Below are 15,681 nucleotides of genomic sequence, written 5' to 3' on the forward strand. Positions count from 1 at the left end.
CCTGGACGCGACGGGCTGCGTGGTGACATCTGAACAAAAGAAAACCGGCAGACCCTGGGGCCTGCCGGCGGTTTATGCTTGTTGCCGCTTACTGCCCGCTGGGGGCGGTCGCGGGTGCTGCCGGAGCCGGAGCAGCCGGCGTGGTCGCCTGCGGTGCTGCCGGGGCCGTTTCAGTGGCTGTGGGTGCCGTTGCAGCAGGAGCTGCCGGCGCCGTCGCTGCTGGTGCAGCCGGAGCGGTTGCCGCCGGCGCAGCAGGCGCGTCACCGCCGGTCGGAACGCCATTGCCGGCAGGGGCCGCCGGTGCAGCAGGAGCCGCGGCGCCGTTCTGGCCGCCGAGCGAATCAAGGATGCCGTTGCCCTGGCCGCCCGTTGCCGGAATGCGGTTGAGGATATCCGTCGGGCGGGCTTCGTAGCGGTTGAGCACGCCGAGGCCGAGCGAGGTGATGAAGAACAGCGTCGCCAGGATCGCGGTGGCGCGGGTCAGCACATTGGCCGTGCCGCGCGCAGACATGAAGCCCGAACCGCCGCCGATGCCGAGACCGCCGCCTTCCGAGCGCTGGATAAGCACGACGCCGACAAGCGCCAGCACGATCATGAGATGAATGACAATCAATACGGTCTGCATGGGTCCAGTCCTGCCCACGCAAAGCGGGCATAAAGTAAAATTCTGGGGCTCTTTACATGAGGTAGTCGGCTATTCCAAGCCCTTCGGCCCGGAATATACACGCCTCTAAGCGAGCAACGCCTCGTATGCGCCGTAGATGGCGAGGAAATCGGCCGCTTTCAAGCTCGCGCCGCCGATCAATGCACCATCGACATTGGCAACGCCCATCAGTTCCCTGGCGTTGCTCGGCTTGACCGAACCGCCGTAGAGCAACCGGAACTTGCTGCCGCTGGCGCCAAACCGGGCAACCAGTTCGGAGCGCATGAAGGCATGCGCCTTCTCGACATCCTGTACGGTCGGCGTCACACCGGTGCCGATCGCCCATACGGGTTCATAGGCAATGACCGTCGTCTCAGGCGTGGCGCTCTCCGGCACGGAGGCAGACAGCTGCCGCTTGATGATGTCGAGCGCCTGCCCTGCCTGGCGCTCGGCAGCGGTCTCGCCGATGCAGACGATTGCCGTGAGATCAGCGGCGGCCGCGGCTTCGGCCTTGGCGCGCACCAGATGATCGGTCTCAGCATGGTCGGTGCGGCGTTCGGAATGGCCGACGATGACATAGGTGCCGAAGCAATCGGCAATCATCTCGGCGGAAAGATCGCCTGTATGGGCACCTTCGGGATTCTGGTGGCAATCCTGCGCGCCGATGGCAAGCGGGCTATCAGTGCACAGCGCGGTTGCCACGTACAGCAACGTTGCAGGCGGGCAAATCAGCGCGTCCACCTTGGCGGAAAGAGGGCCTTGCACACCTGCCGCGATCGCTTTGATCTGATCGAGCGAGGCACGCGTGCCGTTCATTTTCCAGTTTCCCGCCACAAGCGGGCGCACGTCAGGTGTCATGCCAGCCTTCCCCATTTCTCCGTATGCACGGGCCTTAGCAAAAGCATACGGAAATGAAAAGCTTTTGGACGCTTACGTAAGGGAAATTAGGGCGATTTGCGGCGCAAATGCTTAAAATTTGACAGCGCCGTTGCCTAAAGTCTGGCTATGCCCTCAATTTCAGGAGGCCAAGACCCAATTCAGAACGCGGCGCCAGTCGATCATCCGGATCGGTGTTCCGTGGTTGCCGGTCTGATAGAGCGTGAAGTGCGTGGGGTAGCCGGCCTTGAACAACTTTTCGAAAAGGCCCTGCTGATCGGCAGCGGCATATGTCGGGTCGCGGCTGCCATGGGCGAACCACAGCGGCAGCTTGGCCTTGTAGAAAGGGCTCTTGATGAAATCAGGATCGGTGACGCCGCTCATGATCACCATGCCCTTCAGCCGCTTGACGGTCTCCGGATCGCGGGTCGCGCCCCAGCAGATCTGGCTGCCCATCGACGCGCAGGTCAGGATCACGGGCCTGCCCGGCGATTGCTGGCTGGCGTAGCGGATCAGCCCGGCGATGGCGGCGACGCTGTCGCTATCGAAAGTCTTGACCGATGGCGAGTAATAGACACCGCCATTGCCCGCCACGAGGTTCTTCAGCCGGTTGAAATTGCCGCCGAAGGTGTAGTCGTTGGCGCCGAGGCGACGATCGCCATTGCGGCCATGGATGAAAATCACCGTGAAGGCAGCGCCGGTACTTGGTCCCACCCTGGTGACATCGAGCCTGGTGCCATCCAGCGACAGCGTTTCGTCGGCCTGCAGCTTGCGGATGCCGAGCGAGACGTATTTTCGCTGGGCGCGCTTTTCCGGGATCTGGTCGCGGCCGTTGATATCGCGCATCTCGTCGTAATCGATGACATCGTAGGCGCCGTCATGGCTGGTCTCAAGCGTTGTCTGGGTAGAAAACAGCGCGTCGTTGAATGGCGGCAGCGTGTCGGCGGCAAGGCTATGGCCGGCCGTCAGCATGAAAAAGGCCGCAATCGCAGCGATAGTGGTGCAATGACTTGTGGACATCAGCATGCGTATGGTTCCCTGAAGCGTCTGGCCGCTTGCCATTCCGCGCCCCGCAACGCAAATCATTTTAATAGAAAGTCCGCCCAATAAGGCGGCGTCGCGTATCGAGGTGCTTTCTGGCAGACTCTGCCTGATTCGCAAACGTGACATGAAATGCGGTGATTTTGGGTCAGGCTCGAGCGCAAGCGGCCTTCCCACGACAAGATGAAGATCTGAATAGCCCCATGGCCGATAGCAACGACCTCTTTTCAGCAGTGCCCCTGACCAAAAAACAGGAAGACGCCCCGAAGGCCGCAGACGCAGCACCTGCGGCCGCGAGTGCGCCGGCGGCTGTCCCTGCTGCTGCCTCGTCCCCGTCCCAGAACGCGATGTCGCGGCCGACGCCGGCCAGTTCGACGTCGGAGGACTACGGTGCCTCATCGATCCGCGTTCTTGAGGGCCTGGAGCCGGTGCGGATGCGCCCCGGCATGTACATTGGCGGCACCGACGAAAAGGCGCTGCACCACCTGTTTGCCGAAGTCATCGACAACTCGATGGACGAAGCGGTGGCCGGCCACGCCAACTTCATCGAGGTCCATCTCGACCTGCAGGGCTACATCACCGTCAGCGACAACGGCCGCGGCATCCCGGTCGAGAACCATCCGCAGGTTCCGGGCAAGTCGACGCTCGAAGTGATCATGACCAAGCTGCATGCCGGCGGCAAATTCGACGGCAAGGCCTACGAGACGTCGGGCGGTCTGCACGGCGTCGGCGTCTCGGTCGTCAACGCGCTGTCCGACGTGCTCGAAGTCGAAGTGGCGCGCAATCGCAAGCTCTACCGCCAACGCTTTTCCCGCGGCATTCCGCAGGGGGGGCTGGAAGAACTCGGCGACGTGCACAATCGCCGCGGCACCCGCGTTCGCTTCCACCCCGATCCGCAGATTTTTGGCGATCACGCCAAGTTCGAGGCCGGACGGGTGTTTCGCATGGCGCGCTCCAAGGCCTATCTGTTCGGCGGCGTCGAAATCCGCTGGAGCTGCGAGGAAGGCGTGCTGCAGCCGGGCTCCGACATTCCCGACAAGGCGGTGTTCCACTTCCCCGGCGGCCTGAAGGATTACCTGCAGGCGACGATGGGCAAGGAATTCACCGTGACCCGCGAGATCTTCGCCGGCAAGACGGAGAAGACCAGCGGCCACGGCTCGCTCGAATGGGCGATCACCTGGTATGGCGGCGATCCGCAGCTGCATTCCTATTGCAACACCATTCCGACGCCTGAAGGCGGCACCCATGAGGCCGGCTTGCGCATTGCGCTGACCAAGGGCCTGAAGAGCTACGGCGAACTGACGCAGAACAAGCGAGCCGCGCAAATCACCACCGACGACGTGATGATTTCCGCCGTCGGCATGATGTCTGTGTTCATTCGCGAACCGGAATTCGTTGGCCAGACCAAGGACAAGCTGGCCACCGTCGAGGCCCAGCGTATCGTCGAAAATGCGCTGCGCGACCCGTTCGACCACTACCTTGCCGACAATCCGAACGAGACGGCCAAGCTGCTCGACTGGGTGATCGAGCGCGCTGAAGAGCGCCTTCGTCGCCGCAAGGAAAAGGAAGTCAACCGCAAGACCGCAGTGCGCAAGCTGCGCCTTCCGGGCAAGCTTGCCGACTGCTCGCAGAACACCGCTGCCGGCGCTGAGCTTTTCATCGTCGAAGGTGATTCGGCCGGTGGTTCTGCCAAGCAGGCGCGCAACCGCTCCAACCAGGCGATCCTGCCTTTGCGCGGCAAGATCCTCAACGTCGCCAGCGCCGGCCGCGAAAAGCTCAGCGCCAACCAGCAGCTGTCCGATCTGGTGCAGGCGCTCGGCTGCGGCACGCGCTCGAAATATCGCGAGGAAGACCTTCGCTACGAGCGCGTCATCGTCATGACCGATGCCGACGTCGATGGCGCCCATATCGCATCGCTGCTGATCACCTTCTTCTATCAGGAGATGCCGGAGCTGGTACGCGGTGGACATCTGTTCCTCGCCGTGCCGCCGCTCTACAAGATCACCCAAGGGGCGAAATCCGCCTATGCCCGCGACGACCGCCACCGTGCCGAACTGATGGAGACGGAGTTCAAGAGCAAGACCAAGGTTGAGATCAGCCGCTTCAAAGGTCTCGGCGAAATGCTGCCGGCGCAGCTCAAGGAAACCACCATGGATCCGAAGAAGCGCACCATGCTGCGCGTGCTGATCGACGAGGTGGATTTCGAGGGCACGCGCACGGCGGTCGATGACCTGATGGGAACGAAGCCGGAAGCCCGCTTCCGCTTCATCCAGGATCGGGCAGCGTTTGCCGAAAACCTCGATATCTGAGACGCAGGCGATTTTATAACATCAGGCGGAATCCTGGAACCAGGCGGGCCGGATATCGATCGCTGTCTTCACCGAGTTTGCGAGGAAGCAGAGCTCGTGCGCCTGGTGGTGCATCTTCTCCTGCGCCTCGCGGCTCGGCATCTCGGCGGTGTAGACCACCTGCGGTCTCAGCTCGACGCGGCTGACCATCATCTTGCCATCGACCTTTTCCATGACGCCGACCGCGTCATCGACATAGCTGTCGATGCCGATCCGCTTCTTCGAGGCGATCCAGAGGTAGAACAGCATGTGGCAGCTCGAAAGTGCTGCGACATAGGCTTCCTCCGGATCGACGTTCTCAGCAATGGCATAGGGCAGCGGCACATTGTGCGGCGAAGCGGAGGCTGCAATCGTGGCGCCGCCGTCGAAGCTCCAGCTGTGGCCGCGGCTGTAGCGTCCATCGGTGAAACTCCCCTCGCCGCGCGTCCAGGCCACCTTGGCGGTAAACGTCGTCATCGCTCGTCTCCCTTGCAGATCAGCTGCGCCAGCAGCACCTCGCCGATATCACCTCGAAGCATGTGGATAATTTCGCCTGCATCGCCGATCCAAACTATTGGTGGCAGAGGTGTTTGGCCATGACAAAGATCGCCAGCCGACGTTCAACATCATCCCTGAAAACGATGTTGAAGGGTTTCTGTCTTATTGTTTGCGTGATGTCAGCTTATCAAACGTGCTGATGGATCAATCGGGGTCAGCGGGGGCGCTGGCTCGCATAAATCGGCGATGGCGCTTGCGTGCAGAAGGCGCATGGCCCATATCCATAGGCATAATCGGGGAAAAAGACGACGTGAGCCTTCCCAACAACAATAATCTCCAGCGAGAGTCGCGATGGATCGGTCCATCCACTCCTGCGCGCACGCCTCTGATCCCCTCGATCTCGGCCGCGCGCTGGCTTCTGATCCTTGTCGTCGCGGCCGGTGTCTATTTCTTCTACGGATTTGTCGTGCCGGTGCTGGCGGCGCTGGTAATCGGTTTTGCAAGCTGGCCGCTCTACCGCCGTCTGCTTGGGCGCGTCGGCGGCAATACGACTGTTGCCGCGACCATCGCCATCATCCTCATCGTCACCTTCCTGATCACGCCGATCGTGTTCGCCGTGACCTATACGACGGGCGAAGTGCGCGACTGGGTCGCCTGGCTGATCCATGCCAACCGTTTCGGTGAGCCCACGCCGCTGTGGATATCCTCTCTGCCGTTCGCCGGCCCCTATCTCGATGATCTCTGGGTCCAGTATATCGGCAGCCCCGGCACCATGGGCGAGGTCATCCAGGCCGTCAGCGGCGCCCATATCGGCAATATCTACCGCGCCGTGCTGGCAGCCGGCGGCGGTGCCTTCCATCTGCTTCTGACGCTGCTGTTCATGCTGATCGCGCTGTTCTTCGTCTATCGCGACGGCGCATCCTTTTCGCGCCAGATCGACATGCTCGGCGAGCGCATCCTGCCGAACCGATGGGAGCGCATTTCGCGGGTGGTGCCTGCCACGATCAGCTCGACCGTCATGGGCATGACGCTGATCGCCATCGGCGAAGGCATCGTGCTCGGTGTCGCCTATTGGGTGGCCGGTGTGCCCTCGCCCGTGACGCTCGGCGTCCTCACCGGCATCATGGCGCTGATTCCAGGCGGTGCGCCGCTGTCGTTCACGCTTGTCTCGATCTATCTCTTGGCCAGCGGCTCGCAAGTTGCTGGTGTCAGCCTGTTCGTCTGGGGCACGGTTGAGCTCTTCATCGTCGATAAGACGCTGCGCCCAAAGCTCGTCGGCGGCCCTATCAAGCTGCCGTTCCTTCCGACCTTCTTCGGCCTGATCGGCGGCGTGAAGACCATGGGCTTCCTGGGTCTGTTCATCGGCCCTGTACTGATGGCACTGCTGGTGGCCATCTGGCGTGAGTGGATGCATGAAGTCCGGACCTCCGAGCATGTCGATGCTGGTCCACAGGTGATGATCGAAGAGCCGCTGCCACCTCCCGTACATCGCACTGCCGAAGGCTGATCAGGCGAGGTTCGCCAAGACGCCCGGCCTTGTCAGCAACATTTCGTTACATTGGGGCGCAAACATCTTCGAAATGCCGTGCTGTTCTCAGGCTTGGCCGGAAAGCGGCCTTCATTTGGCTGAAATTGCTGCGTCTAAGCGTCTCAGTTCAAATGTTGCAAAGGCCCTGATATGCAAGCCGTTCTCATCGCCATGACCATCCTCGGATGCAACGACTCCGTCACGCAGTGCAATTACGTGGCGACAGTCGAGAAGCATTGGCAGACGGTGGCGATGTGCGATGCGGAATCCGAGAGGCAACTGCGGCATTATACCAGCATCAGCTACCCGACGGTGATCGCCGTCTGCGAGCCGCCGCACCCGCCCTTGCCAGCCGAGCCGAAGATCGTTGCAACAGCGCCGGCAATAGCTGCACCTGCCGTAACAGAGCAGGCCGCTCCGTCCGGCGTTACAGGTCTGGCATCCAGAATGGCAGCAGAGGTACGCACGCACCTTCCCTCTGGCCATTCGATGAAATCCGCGCTTGCGACACCTGTGCATTTCGTGTCGGGAAGCTATTCCTGGGTCGTCAAGCGCCTGACCAACTAAGCCGCAGCCAGCGCCGTCATGTAGGCATAGCCGCGGGCCGATTGCCGCTGTTCGGCGACATGCAGCTTTTCCACCATCTCCAGCAGTTCCTGCACCGCACCATGGGTCGCATCGCGGCTGCGGAAGGTCTGCAGCAGACGACCGCAGACGTTGGAGAGCATGGTTCCGGAATTGGTTCGGCATGCCTCGCGCCATAGCAGCGTCGCCTCGACGAAGGTCACGCTGATATCGCGGGCAAGGCCGGCTGATTCGTAGAGCGCGCGCACGGCATGCATCCGGCCGGTCGCCAGTATGGATCGCACGCGCCGCTCGTCGCAGCCACTCAGATTGACGATGGCGCCAGCGAAGAATTCGATCTTGCCGGAGCAGAGTGTATGCATCAGGAAAGACGGCGTCAGCCGTCCGCTGACACGGAGATGCTCGACCAGATCTGCAACCTCACGCGGCGCAATCTCGCCGGCGATCGAAACGATCGCTGATTCCGTCGCTTCACGGGCCACACGCTGCAGACGGCTGCTGCCGATTGCAGCCTGCGCCAGCGGTAGATTGATCAGAGCATTGCTGACATGCTGGGTCAGCAGTTGGCGGGCGTCTGCCGGCAGATCGACGCGGTCAGCCAAGAGATTGCGAACCTCGCAGCAGTCGCCCAGTCGTTCGGCAATCCGTTTCAGCGAATGCGGCGCTATCGCGGCACCTTCGTTCTCCAGCAGGCAGAGCACGTCCTCCTCCTCGCCGATCTCGGCCAAAGCGGCTGAAACCGGGCGCGAAACGATCGAGCGCGCCGCGATCAACATGCGGGTGACGGCACTGCCGCGCGCGGCAAGATCGACCAGGTCGGCATCGGAAAGAACGGGAGAACAGGTAATGGCGTGGCAGGCAATTTCGGCCTGATCACCGGCCAGTGACAGAACGATGGCGCGCGGCGCATCCGGCGACCAGGCAATCGCTTCGGCAATGGCAAGACGCACCTTCGGCGACGGATCGTCGAGCAGGAAGGTCATCGCCATTTCGGCGGCGTTGCGCTCGTCGCGAGACATCTCCGACTGCAGATAAGCCCGACCGAGCGCACTGGCAGCCTTGGCCCTGTCTCCGGCCTTGGCTGTCTCAACCCAACGAAGAAATGCCTCTACGATCACTGCGAACCCCAATCCTCAAGTGCGATTCTCTCGCACCCCAAGTGTTGAGTATGACGGTAGCGGCTAAAAGTTTATGATTGGTTCACCATATACATTAACGCTTGCTCACGGGCCAAACGGCGCCTCAAACCTTGGGCCGGAACAGTTCGAAGACGTCGCTGCTCTCGCTATAGTCCATATAGCCGAGACGCGCGACCGGCCGGGCCAACCCCATATCGATCCGGCCGTCGCGCAGGATCGCCTCGTCGATATGGATGCCGACAACCTGGCCGAACACCATGACATTCTCGGAGGCCTCGCCGGACAGCGACTTCGGCTCGATGATCTCGGTGACCCTGCATTCGAGCACGGCAAAGGCTTCGGCGACATAGGGCGCATCCACCAGTTCGCCGGTCTTGGCGGTCAGGCCCGACAGCGCGAATTCATCGACCTCGTAGGCAACGGCGGCCGATGACATATTCATCTTGTCGATCAGATGACGGCTGACGAAGTTGCAGGTGAATTCACCGGTTTCGCTGGCATTGCGAAAACTGTGCTTGCGACCGCTCGAGGAGAACATCACCAGCTTGGGCCGATCAGACACGGCGTTGAAAAAGGAGTACGGCGCAAGGTTGAGCGAGCCGTCCCTGCCCTTGCTGCCGATCCAGCCGATCGGCCGTGGCGAGACGATCGCCTTGAAGGGATCGTGTGCGAGGCCGTGCTGGTTCTGATCGGTGGTGTAGAACATCAGTCTTCCCCGCCGACCCAGCTGACGGTCTGGGAGAGCTCCGGACGCGGGCGCTCGATGGCCGGGAAGCTCGTCGAGCCCATGTGAATGAAGCCGGCAACTTTTTCGCCGGGCTCTACGCCGAGCAGCGGATAGGCGCGCTCGTCATAAGCGAACCATTCGGTCAGCCAGTTGGCGACCCAGCCGTGAGCATTGGCGGCGAAGATGATGTTGAGGCAGACGGCACCTGCCGACATCAGTTGTTCCCACTCGGGGACCTTGATGTGCGGGCCGGCCTTGCTGACAACGGCGACAACCACGGGCGCGCGGGTGAAACGGGCACGCTCGACCGCAATCATTTCGTCCGACAGATCGGGCTTCTTTTCCAGAGCAAGCTTCAGCAGTTCCTCGCCGATGCGGGCACGATCCTCGCCGCGATAGACGATGAAGCGCCAGGGCGCGAGCTTGCCGTGATCGGGCACACGCGACGCCAACCGCAGGATTTCCTCGATCTCGGGCTTGTCGGGACCAGGCTCCGACATCTGGAAAGCGGGGATGGAGCGGCGGACGCCGAGGTAGTCGATCAGCTTGATATCGGATCTCATAGGCAGGAAACTCTCATTTTCATCACAGTATCGGGGATGGGTCTTGAATTTGCCATCGCGTTGGTCTTGAAGTGACCTCTGTCATTTCAGTTGTCAATTGGTTCGCAAAACACATGCTCGGCATTTTGCCATACGCACGCTCGGGTCTTGCCGCCGCCCTCATCGCCTTGATGCCCGCCGGCGCCGGTGCGCAGGACGCCTTCAAGGAGTTCAAGCAGCTCGACACCACGGCGAAGATGCCGAAGCTCAATGCGTTCATCGCCCCCGGCACCGCGCCAGAGGGCACGAAGTTGCATTCGGTGGCGCTCGAGGCCAAGCTGACCGCGGCAGGCGATGCCGTGCAGGACGGGTTGTCCTGGTACGTGTTCAGCCCGGTGGCCGGCAGCGATGGCAAGCTGCCGTTGATTGCCAGCTCACAGGGTGGCTCTGCCGACTTCCAGCTCGCTCCCGGCGACTATTTCGTCAATGTCTCGTTCGGGCGCGCCGGCGTCACCCGCAAGCTGTCGGTTCCCGAGGACGGTGCCGTCGAGAAACAGACGATGGTGCTCGAGGCCGGCGGGTTGCTGCTCAATGCGGTGTCGGGCTCAGACGTGCGGATCAGGCCCGACCAGCTCAGCTTTTCGATCTATTCCGCCGATGTCCGCGATGACGGCGAGCGCGGCCTTGTCATGGCCGATGTGCCGCCGAACACCGTGGTGCGGCTGAATGCCGGCACCTATCATGTCGTCTCGGAATATGGCGACACCAATGCGTCGGTGCGCGCCGATATCCAGGTGGAAGCCGGCAAGCTCACCGAGGCGACGATCCAGCACAAGGCGGCGCAGATCAATTTCAAGCTGGTCTCCGACAAGGGTGGCGAGGCGATTGCCGATACCGCATGGTCGATCCTGACGGCGGCGGGCGACAGCGTCGGCGAAAGCGTCAGCGCCTTTCCGACCATGGTTCTGGCCGAAGGCGAGTATTCCGCCGTTGCCCGTAACAAGGACAAGATCTACCAGCGCGATTTCAAGGTGGAAGCCGGCAAGAATACCGATGTCGAGGTGCTAATGCAGGACGTGCAGCCGGAACAGGGGCCGGCCGCCACGACGCTGCAGCAACTTCCGCCGGAACAGCAGGGCCAGGCGCAATCGACGCTGGCGCAACCGCAGCAGCCCCTGCCCTCGTTCGAACAGTTGCAGGGTGGAGCCAGCGGAAACGGTGAAGACTCCGACTAACGATTTCCTCTATCCCTATCGATGAAAAACGCCCGGTCTTTGCAGACCGGGCGTTCTTGATTGCAGTGTCAGGTGCCAAATGCTCAGGCGATAGCTCTTGCCTGCGCCTTTGCCTTACGGGCCTCGGCCTTGCGGATCACATCCGGCGGCGTTGCTTCGAGCGTCAGGCTGGCAATCGCCTCTTCCAGCGACATCGAGGTCTGCTGCTGGCTGCCGAGACGACGGATGTTCACCGTGCGCTCCTCGGCTTCCTTCTTGCCGCAGACGATGATCACGGGAACCTTGGTGACCGAGTGCTCGCGGACCTTGTAGTTGATCTTCTCGTTGCGGAAGTCGGTCTCGACGGTGAGGCCGGCGTCGCGCAGGGCTTCGGCCACTTCTGCGCCGTAGCTATCGGCTTCCGAGGTAATCGTTGCCACGACGATCTGCTGCGGCGAGATCCACAGCGGCATGTGGCCGGCGAAGTTCTCGATCAGGATGCCGAGGAAGCGCTCCATCGAGCCGCAGATGGCGCGGTGGATCATCACCGGCTGGGTCTTTTCCGAGTTGCTGTCGATGTAGAAGGCGCCGAAGCGTTCCGGCAGGTTGAAGTCAACCTGCGTGGTACCGCACTGCCATTCACGACCGATGGCGTCCTTCAGCGTATATTCGAACTTCGGACCGTAGAAAGCGCCCTCGCCCGGCAGGATGCCGGTCTTGATGCGGCCTTCCGACTGCGCCTCGATCGTATGAAGCACATCGGTCATCACGCTTTCGGCGCGATCCCAGAGTGCATCTGTGCCGACGCGCTTTTCCGGACGGGTCGAGAGCTTGACAACGATCTCCTTGAAACCGAAGTCCTGATAAACCGACAGGATCAGGTCGTTGATCCTGAGGCATTCGGCGGCCATCTGCTCATCGGTGCAGAACACATGCGCGTCGTCCTGCGTGAAGCCGCGCACGCGCATGAGGCCATGCAGCGCGCCGGAGGCTTCGTAACGATGGACGAGACCGAATTCGGCCAGACGGATCGGCAGCTCGCGATAGGACTTCAGGCCATGCTTGAAGATCTGTACGTGACCGGGGCAGTTCATCGGCTTCAGGGCGAAGACGCGGTTGTCCGCTTCCTTGTCGTCAGGATGCGTGAAGGCGTAGGCCGACTTCACCGCGAACATGTTTTCCTGATACCAGCCCCAGTGGCCGGAGGTTTCCCAGAGCGAAGAATCGAGCACCTGCGGCGCGTTGACCTCTTCGTAGGTGCCGGCCAGACGGCGGCGCATGTAGGCGGTCAGGGTCTGGAACATCCGCCAGCCCTTGCCGTGCCAGAACACCACGCCTGGACCCTCTTCCTGGAAATGGAACAGGTCCATTTCGCGGCCGAGCTTGCGGTGATCGCGCTTTTCGGCTTCGGCGAGGATGTGGAGGTAGTTGTCGAGTTCGGACTGCTCGGCAAAGGCCGTGCCGTAGATGCGGGTCAGCATCGGGTTGTTGCTGTCGCCACGCCAATAGGCACCGGCCACCTTCATCAGCTTGAAGGCAGTACCGATCTGGCCGGTGGAGGCCATGTGTGGCCCACGGCAGAGGTCGAACCAGTCGCCCTGATAATAGATCTTCAGATCCTGGCCTTCAGGAATCGCATCGACAAGCTCGACCTTGTACTGCTCGCCCTTGGCAGCGAACACTTCCTTGGCCTTTTCGCGCGACCAGACCTGCTTGGTGAAGGCGGCGTTGCGGGCGATGATTTCCTTCATCTTCTTTTCGATGACGGGAAGGTCTTCGGGCGTGAACGGCTCGTTCTTGGCGAAGTCGTAATAGAAGCCGTTCTCGATCACAGGGCCGATCGTCACCTGCGTGCCGGGCCAGATTTCCTGCACGGCTTCAGCCATCACGTGGGCAGCGTCATGCCGGATCAATTCCAGCGCGCGCCCATCGGTACGGGTGATGATCTCGATCTTGCCGTCGATGACGGGATCGGACAGGTCGCGCACGGTGCCGTCGATCGCAATGGCGACAGCCTTCTTGGCAAGCGACTTGGAAATGGATTCTGCGACATCCCTGCCGGTTGCGCCAGCATCGTAGCTGCGCACCGAACCGTCGGGAAATGTCAGGGAAACGGATTGGGACATTCTAAATTCTCCTTGTCCAGTCCCGCCAACGAATGCGGGTGGTTGCAATGATGCGTTTCGTCACCACGAAGACGCCGAGGCCTGATAGCCAGATTTGCCGCTCTAGTAAAGAAAAAGACGGATTAGCCGAGCATTTCGGCAAGGCCGCGAACCGTGTTCCAGTTGCGCAAGGTGCCTGCTCCCATGCGCTTGGTGGTCAGCGCCGAGAGCAGCTTCCACTCGCTCGGCTTGCCGGCGAAATCGATCCACAGATCGCCACCGGTCAGGGCAAGACGCTGGTTCGGCTGGATGTAGCCCTGCAGCGCATCGAGGGCGGAGCGCTGGAGCGGCTTGCGCGTGACGCGGACGATCACCTGGGCGCCATCGCCATTCGCAAACGGATTGGCATCCGCCAGCTTCCGCCAGTCGGTGCCCTTGCGGACGATGATATCGACCGGCTTGGCGAATCTGGCTTGAAAGGCTTGTTCAAGCCTCGCCTCGATGTCACCGACCGGTGTCTCTGCGGCCTCGAAGACGATATTGCCGGTCGAGACAAGCGTGCGTGGATCTTGATAGCCGAGCGATGACGCCATGTCGCGCAGGTCGGACATCACCACCCGGCGACCGGGCGCAAGGACAATGCTGTGGAGCAGCGCGACGTAGGTGGTCATGCGGTTTTGCGGCCGACAGTGAGGTAGCGCCACGGCGTCCACCAGTGCAAGCGCGCGCCGAGTTCTGCCGGCACCTGATCGAGACCGCTGGTGCCGCCCGGGCCGCAGCGGCCGACGCGGAACAGCGTCATCCAGCCGCCGCTCCACAGGCCGTGGCGGGCCACCGCCTCGTAGCCGTATTCCGAGCAGGTGGGGATGTGGCGGCAGGAATTGCCGATGAAGCCGGAGAGCGTCAGCTGGTAGAGGCGGATGAGGCCCATGCCGAGCAGCCGATCGGGCGTTTTGCGGAACGGGCCGGCATAATTGCGCGAGCGCTGCAGCGGGTTCTTGCGCGGTGCGGGAGCAGCGCCGCCTTCGTCTTCGTCGTGATCATGGTTGAGGGAGCAGAATTGGCACATGGCAGTTTGCTCAGGCGCCCACGGTCTCGGTGCGTTTGGCTTCGATCTGGCCAATCGCATCGACAACTGCATCGAAGGTCAGCATCGTCGAGGCGTGGCGTGCCTTGTATTCCCTCACGGGACGCAGGTAGCGCATCTCCTCGAAGCGGCCCTCGGGACCCTCGCCGTCTGCCTTCAGCATGGCGAGCATGTCTTCGCGGGCCTTGCGCAATTCTTGCGTCGTTGCGCCGACGATGTGGCTGGCCATGATCGAGGACGAGGCCTGGCCGAGAGCGCAGGCCTTGACGTCATGGGCGAAGGCCGAGACGGTGTCGCCGTCCATCTTCAGCCAGATCCTGACCTTGGAGCCGCAGAGTTTCGAGTGCGCCTGGGCGCTGGCGTCGGAATCCGCCAATGTGCCGATCAGCGGAATGTTACCGGCAAATTCGAGGATTTTGCTGTTGTAAATGTCGTCCATCAGGAATTCCGCTCCATATTTGATGCGGATCGGTGTGTGATTGCCTATTGTAGCAAAAACAAAAACACACCGTGTCGCGCTGGAAGACTTACATAGCGATGCCGTTTTCCTATATGTATGTCGTTCGAAGGCCATAAAAATGCAATGGCCTCGTGTAAGTTTGATTGGGAAACCGTGCCGGATGGGCGTGAATTTATGGCCCTGAAAGCCCCGGAGCCTGCCAAAGGTGCACTATTCCCGGAAATGGGATTGCCAGTGGCTAGTCCGAAATACGGTCCGCGATGCGGACCAGGAGACAGTTGCAGATGGACGCCGTCGTAAAGAATTTTCCGCAGACCGCGCTTGAATCAGATCGTCCGAGCCAGAAGGAAGCGGAGGATGCTGTTCGCACCCTGCTGCGCTGGGCCGGTGACGATCCCTCGCGCGAAGGCCTGCTCGACACGCCGGCTCGGGTCGCCAAGTCGTACCGCGAACTCTTCGCCGGCTACGAGATGGACGCCGAAGACGTACTTGGCCGCACCTTCGAAGAGGTTGCCGGCTATGATGACATGGTGCTGGTCAAGGACATTCCGTTCTTCTCGCACTGCGAACATCACATGGTTCCGATCATCGGCAAGGCGCACGTCGCCTACATGCCAGACGGGAGGGTCCTCGGCCTTTCGAAGATCGCCCGCGTGGTGGATATCTACGGCCGTCGCCTGCAGACGCAGGAAACCATGACGGCCCAGATTGCCCGCTCGATCGACGAAACGCTGGCGCCGCGCGGCGTTGCCGTGATGATCGAAGCCGAGCATATGTGCATGGCGATGCGCGGTGTGCAGAAACAGGGCTCGACCACATTGACGACAACCTTCACCGGCACATTTAAAACTGAGCCGGCTGATCAAGCCCGCTTCATTTCCATGGTGCGGAGCCGCTGACCGGCTTCGC

Annotated in this window: 16 protein-coding genes; 5 read left to right on the forward strand and 11 right to left on the reverse strand. The window is 61.6% G+C overall.

Annotation, left to right across the window (positions count from 1 at the left end):
* Positions 1-88 precede the first annotated feature (88 nt).
* The 3 genes from secG to GVL52_RS04035 form a co-directional block, all read right to left on the reverse strand.
* Positions 89-625: a preprotein translocase subunit SecG gene (gene secG / locus GVL52_RS04025; RefSeq protein WP_160004133.1), complete on the reverse strand. Its 537-nt coding sequence runs from the start codon at positions 623-625 to the stop codon at positions 89-91.
* Positions 626-730: 105 nt separating this feature from the next.
* Positions 731-1,501 (reverse strand): triose-phosphate isomerase, encoded by a 771-nt coding sequence (gene tpiA, locus GVL52_RS04030; protein ID WP_160004135.1) that lies wholly within the window; start codon positions 1,499-1,501, stop codon positions 731-733.
* Positions 1,502-1,660: 159 nt separating this feature from the next.
* Positions 1,661-2,545 carry an alpha/beta hydrolase gene (locus tag GVL52_RS04035; protein WP_160004137.1) on the reverse strand — a complete coding sequence of 295 codons (885 nt, stop codon included), beginning with the start codon at positions 2,543-2,545 and terminating at the stop codon, positions 1,661-1,663.
* Between the two features lie 218 nt (positions 2,546-2,763).
* On the opposite strand from GVL52_RS04035, the gene parE reads away from it, so the two are divergent.
* Positions 2,764-4,869 (forward strand): DNA topoisomerase IV subunit B, encoded by a 2,106-nt coding sequence (parE, locus tag GVL52_RS04040; protein ID WP_160004139.1) that lies wholly within the window; start codon positions 2,764-2,766, stop codon positions 4,867-4,869.
* A gap of 21 nt (positions 4,870-4,890) precedes the next feature.
* Here parE and GVL52_RS04045 read toward each other — a convergent pair whose 3' ends face one another.
* Positions 4,891-5,364, reverse strand: coding sequence for an OsmC family protein (locus GVL52_RS04045; RefSeq protein ID WP_160004141.1), 474 nt, complete (start codon positions 5,362-5,364; stop codon positions 4,891-4,893).
* A 376-nt stretch (positions 5,365-5,740) separates the two neighbouring features.
* Here GVL52_RS04045 and GVL52_RS04050 point away from each other — a divergent pair, with 376 nt between their 5' ends.
* Both GVL52_RS04050 and GVL52_RS04055 read left to right on the forward strand, forming a co-directional pair.
* Complete coding sequence (locus GVL52_RS04050) at positions 5,741-6,892, forward strand: AI-2E family transporter (RefSeq protein WP_244619099.1); 1,152 nt, start codon at positions 5,741-5,743, stop codon at positions 6,890-6,892.
* 171 nt (positions 6,893-7,063) lie between these two features.
* Entirely contained in the window at positions 7,064-7,480 is a 417-nt protein-coding gene (locus GVL52_RS04055) for a hypothetical protein (protein WP_160004145.1), read from the forward strand.
* On the opposite strand, the gene GVL52_RS04060 is transcribed toward GVL52_RS04055, so the two are convergent.
* The 3 genes from GVL52_RS04060 to GVL52_RS04070 form a co-directional block, all read right to left on the reverse strand.
* Positions 7,477-8,616, reverse strand: a complete 1,140-nt coding sequence (locus tag GVL52_RS04060) for a DUF2336 domain-containing protein (protein ID WP_160004147.1) — start codon at positions 8,614-8,616, stop codon at positions 7,477-7,479. The genes GVL52_RS04055 and GVL52_RS04060 overlap by 4 nt on opposite strands.
* A 124-nt stretch (positions 8,617-8,740) precedes the next feature.
* Positions 8,741-9,343 carry a flavin reductase family protein gene (locus GVL52_RS04065; protein ID WP_160004149.1) on the reverse strand — a complete coding sequence of 201 codons (603 nt, stop codon included), beginning with the start codon at positions 9,341-9,343 and terminating at the stop codon, positions 8,741-8,743.
* On the reverse strand, positions 9,343-9,927 hold the full coding sequence (locus tag GVL52_RS04070; protein ID WP_160004151.1) for a nitroreductase: 585 nt from the start codon (positions 9,925-9,927) through the stop codon (positions 9,343-9,345). Before GVL52_RS04070 ends, GVL52_RS04065 begins: the two co-directional genes overlap by 1 nt.
* 113 nt (positions 9,928-10,040) lie before the next feature.
* Here GVL52_RS04070 and GVL52_RS04075 point away from each other — a divergent pair, with 113 nt between their 5' ends.
* Complete coding sequence (locus GVL52_RS04075; protein WP_200847767.1) at positions 10,041-11,141, forward strand: hypothetical protein; 1,101 nt, start codon at positions 10,041-10,043, stop codon at positions 11,139-11,141.
* A gap of 83 nt (positions 11,142-11,224) precedes the next feature.
* On the opposite strand, the gene thrS is transcribed toward GVL52_RS04075, so the two are convergent.
* The 4 genes from thrS to GVL52_RS04095 all read right to left on the reverse strand — a co-directional run bounded on the left by thrS (position 11,225) and on the right by GVL52_RS04095 (position 14,751).
* Entirely contained in the window at positions 11,225-13,246 is a 2,022-nt protein-coding gene (gene thrS, locus GVL52_RS04080; RefSeq protein ID WP_160004155.1) for a threonine--tRNA ligase, read from the reverse strand.
* 122 nt (positions 13,247-13,368) lie between these two features.
* The gene (locus GVL52_RS04085) at positions 13,369-13,896 is read right to left on the reverse strand and encodes a DUF1697 domain-containing protein (RefSeq protein WP_160004157.1); all 528 of its coding nucleotides are present in this window, start codon (positions 13,894-13,896) and stop codon (positions 13,369-13,371) included.
* Positions 13,893-14,294 (reverse strand): membrane protein insertion efficiency factor YidD, encoded by a 402-nt coding sequence (gene yidD / locus GVL52_RS04090; protein ID WP_160004159.1) that lies wholly within the window; start codon positions 14,292-14,294, stop codon positions 13,893-13,895. Before yidD ends, GVL52_RS04085 begins: the two co-directional genes overlap by 4 nt.
* A 10-nt stretch (positions 14,295-14,304) precedes the next feature.
* Complete coding sequence (locus GVL52_RS04095; protein ID WP_160004162.1) at positions 14,305-14,751, reverse strand: iron-sulfur cluster assembly scaffold protein; 447 nt, start codon at positions 14,749-14,751, stop codon at positions 14,305-14,307.
* Between the two features lie 305 nt (positions 14,752-15,056).
* On the opposite strand from GVL52_RS04095, the gene folE reads away from it, so the two are divergent.
* Complete coding sequence (folE, locus tag GVL52_RS04100) at positions 15,057-15,671, forward strand: GTP cyclohydrolase I FolE (RefSeq protein ID WP_160004164.1); 615 nt, start codon at positions 15,057-15,059, stop codon at positions 15,669-15,671.
* Positions 15,672-15,681 lie beyond the last annotated feature (10 nt).

The sequence above is a fragment of the Rhizobium sp. 18055 genome (genome assembly GCF_902706285.1).
GTDB lineage: Bacteria > Pseudomonadota > Alphaproteobacteria > Rhizobiales > Rhizobiaceae > Rhizobium.

What these genes read in the sequence shown, in the direction of transcription:
- tpiA (WP_160004135.1), bottom strand. Translation starts at nt 1,501, where the DNA reads ATGACACCTGACGTGCGCCCGCTTGTGGCGGGAAACTGGAAAATGAAC.
- GVL52_RS04075 (WP_200847767.1), top strand. Translation starts at nt 10,041, where the DNA reads ATGCTCGGCATTTTGCCATACGCACGCTCGGGTCTTGCCGCCGCCCTC.
- GVL52_RS04085 (WP_160004157.1), bottom strand. Translation starts at nt 13,896, where the DNA reads ATGACCACCTACGTCGCGCTGCTCCACAGCATTGTCCTTGCGCCCGGT.
- GVL52_RS04055 (WP_160004145.1), top strand. Translation starts at nt 7,064, where the DNA reads ATGCAAGCCGTTCTCATCGCCATGACCATCCTCGGATGCAACGACTCC.
- GVL52_RS04095 (WP_160004162.1), bottom strand. Translation starts at nt 14,751, where the DNA reads ATGGACGACATTTACAACAGCAAAATCCTCGAATTTGCCGGTAACATT.
- thrS (WP_160004155.1), bottom strand. Translation starts at nt 13,246, where the DNA reads ATGTCCCAATCCGTTTCCCTGACATTTCCCGACGGTTCGGTGCGCAGC.
- GVL52_RS04045 (WP_160004141.1), bottom strand. Translation starts at nt 5,364, where the DNA reads ATGACGACGTTTACCGCCAAGGTGGCCTGGACGCGCGGCGAGGGGAGT.
- secG (WP_160004133.1), bottom strand. Translation starts at nt 625, where the DNA reads ATGCAGACCGTATTGATTGTCATTCATCTCATGATCGTGCTGGCGCTT.
- GVL52_RS04065 (WP_160004149.1), bottom strand. Translation starts at nt 9,343, where the DNA reads ATGTTCTACACCACCGATCAGAACCAGCACGGCCTCGCACACGATCCC.
- GVL52_RS04035 (WP_160004137.1), bottom strand. Translation starts at nt 2,545, where the DNA reads ATGCTGATGTCCACAAGTCATTGCACCACTATCGCTGCGATTGCGGCC.
- parE (WP_160004139.1), top strand. Translation starts at nt 2,764, where the DNA reads ATGGCCGATAGCAACGACCTCTTTTCAGCAGTGCCCCTGACCAAAAAA.
- GVL52_RS04070 (WP_160004151.1), bottom strand. Translation starts at nt 9,927, where the DNA reads ATGAGATCCGATATCAAGCTGATCGACTACCTCGGCGTCCGCCGCTCC.
- yidD (WP_160004159.1), bottom strand. Translation starts at nt 14,294, where the DNA reads ATGTGCCAATTCTGCTCCCTCAACCATGATCACGACGAAGACGAAGGC.
- folE (WP_160004164.1), top strand. Translation starts at nt 15,057, where the DNA reads ATGGACGCCGTCGTAAAGAATTTTCCGCAGACCGCGCTTGAATCAGAT.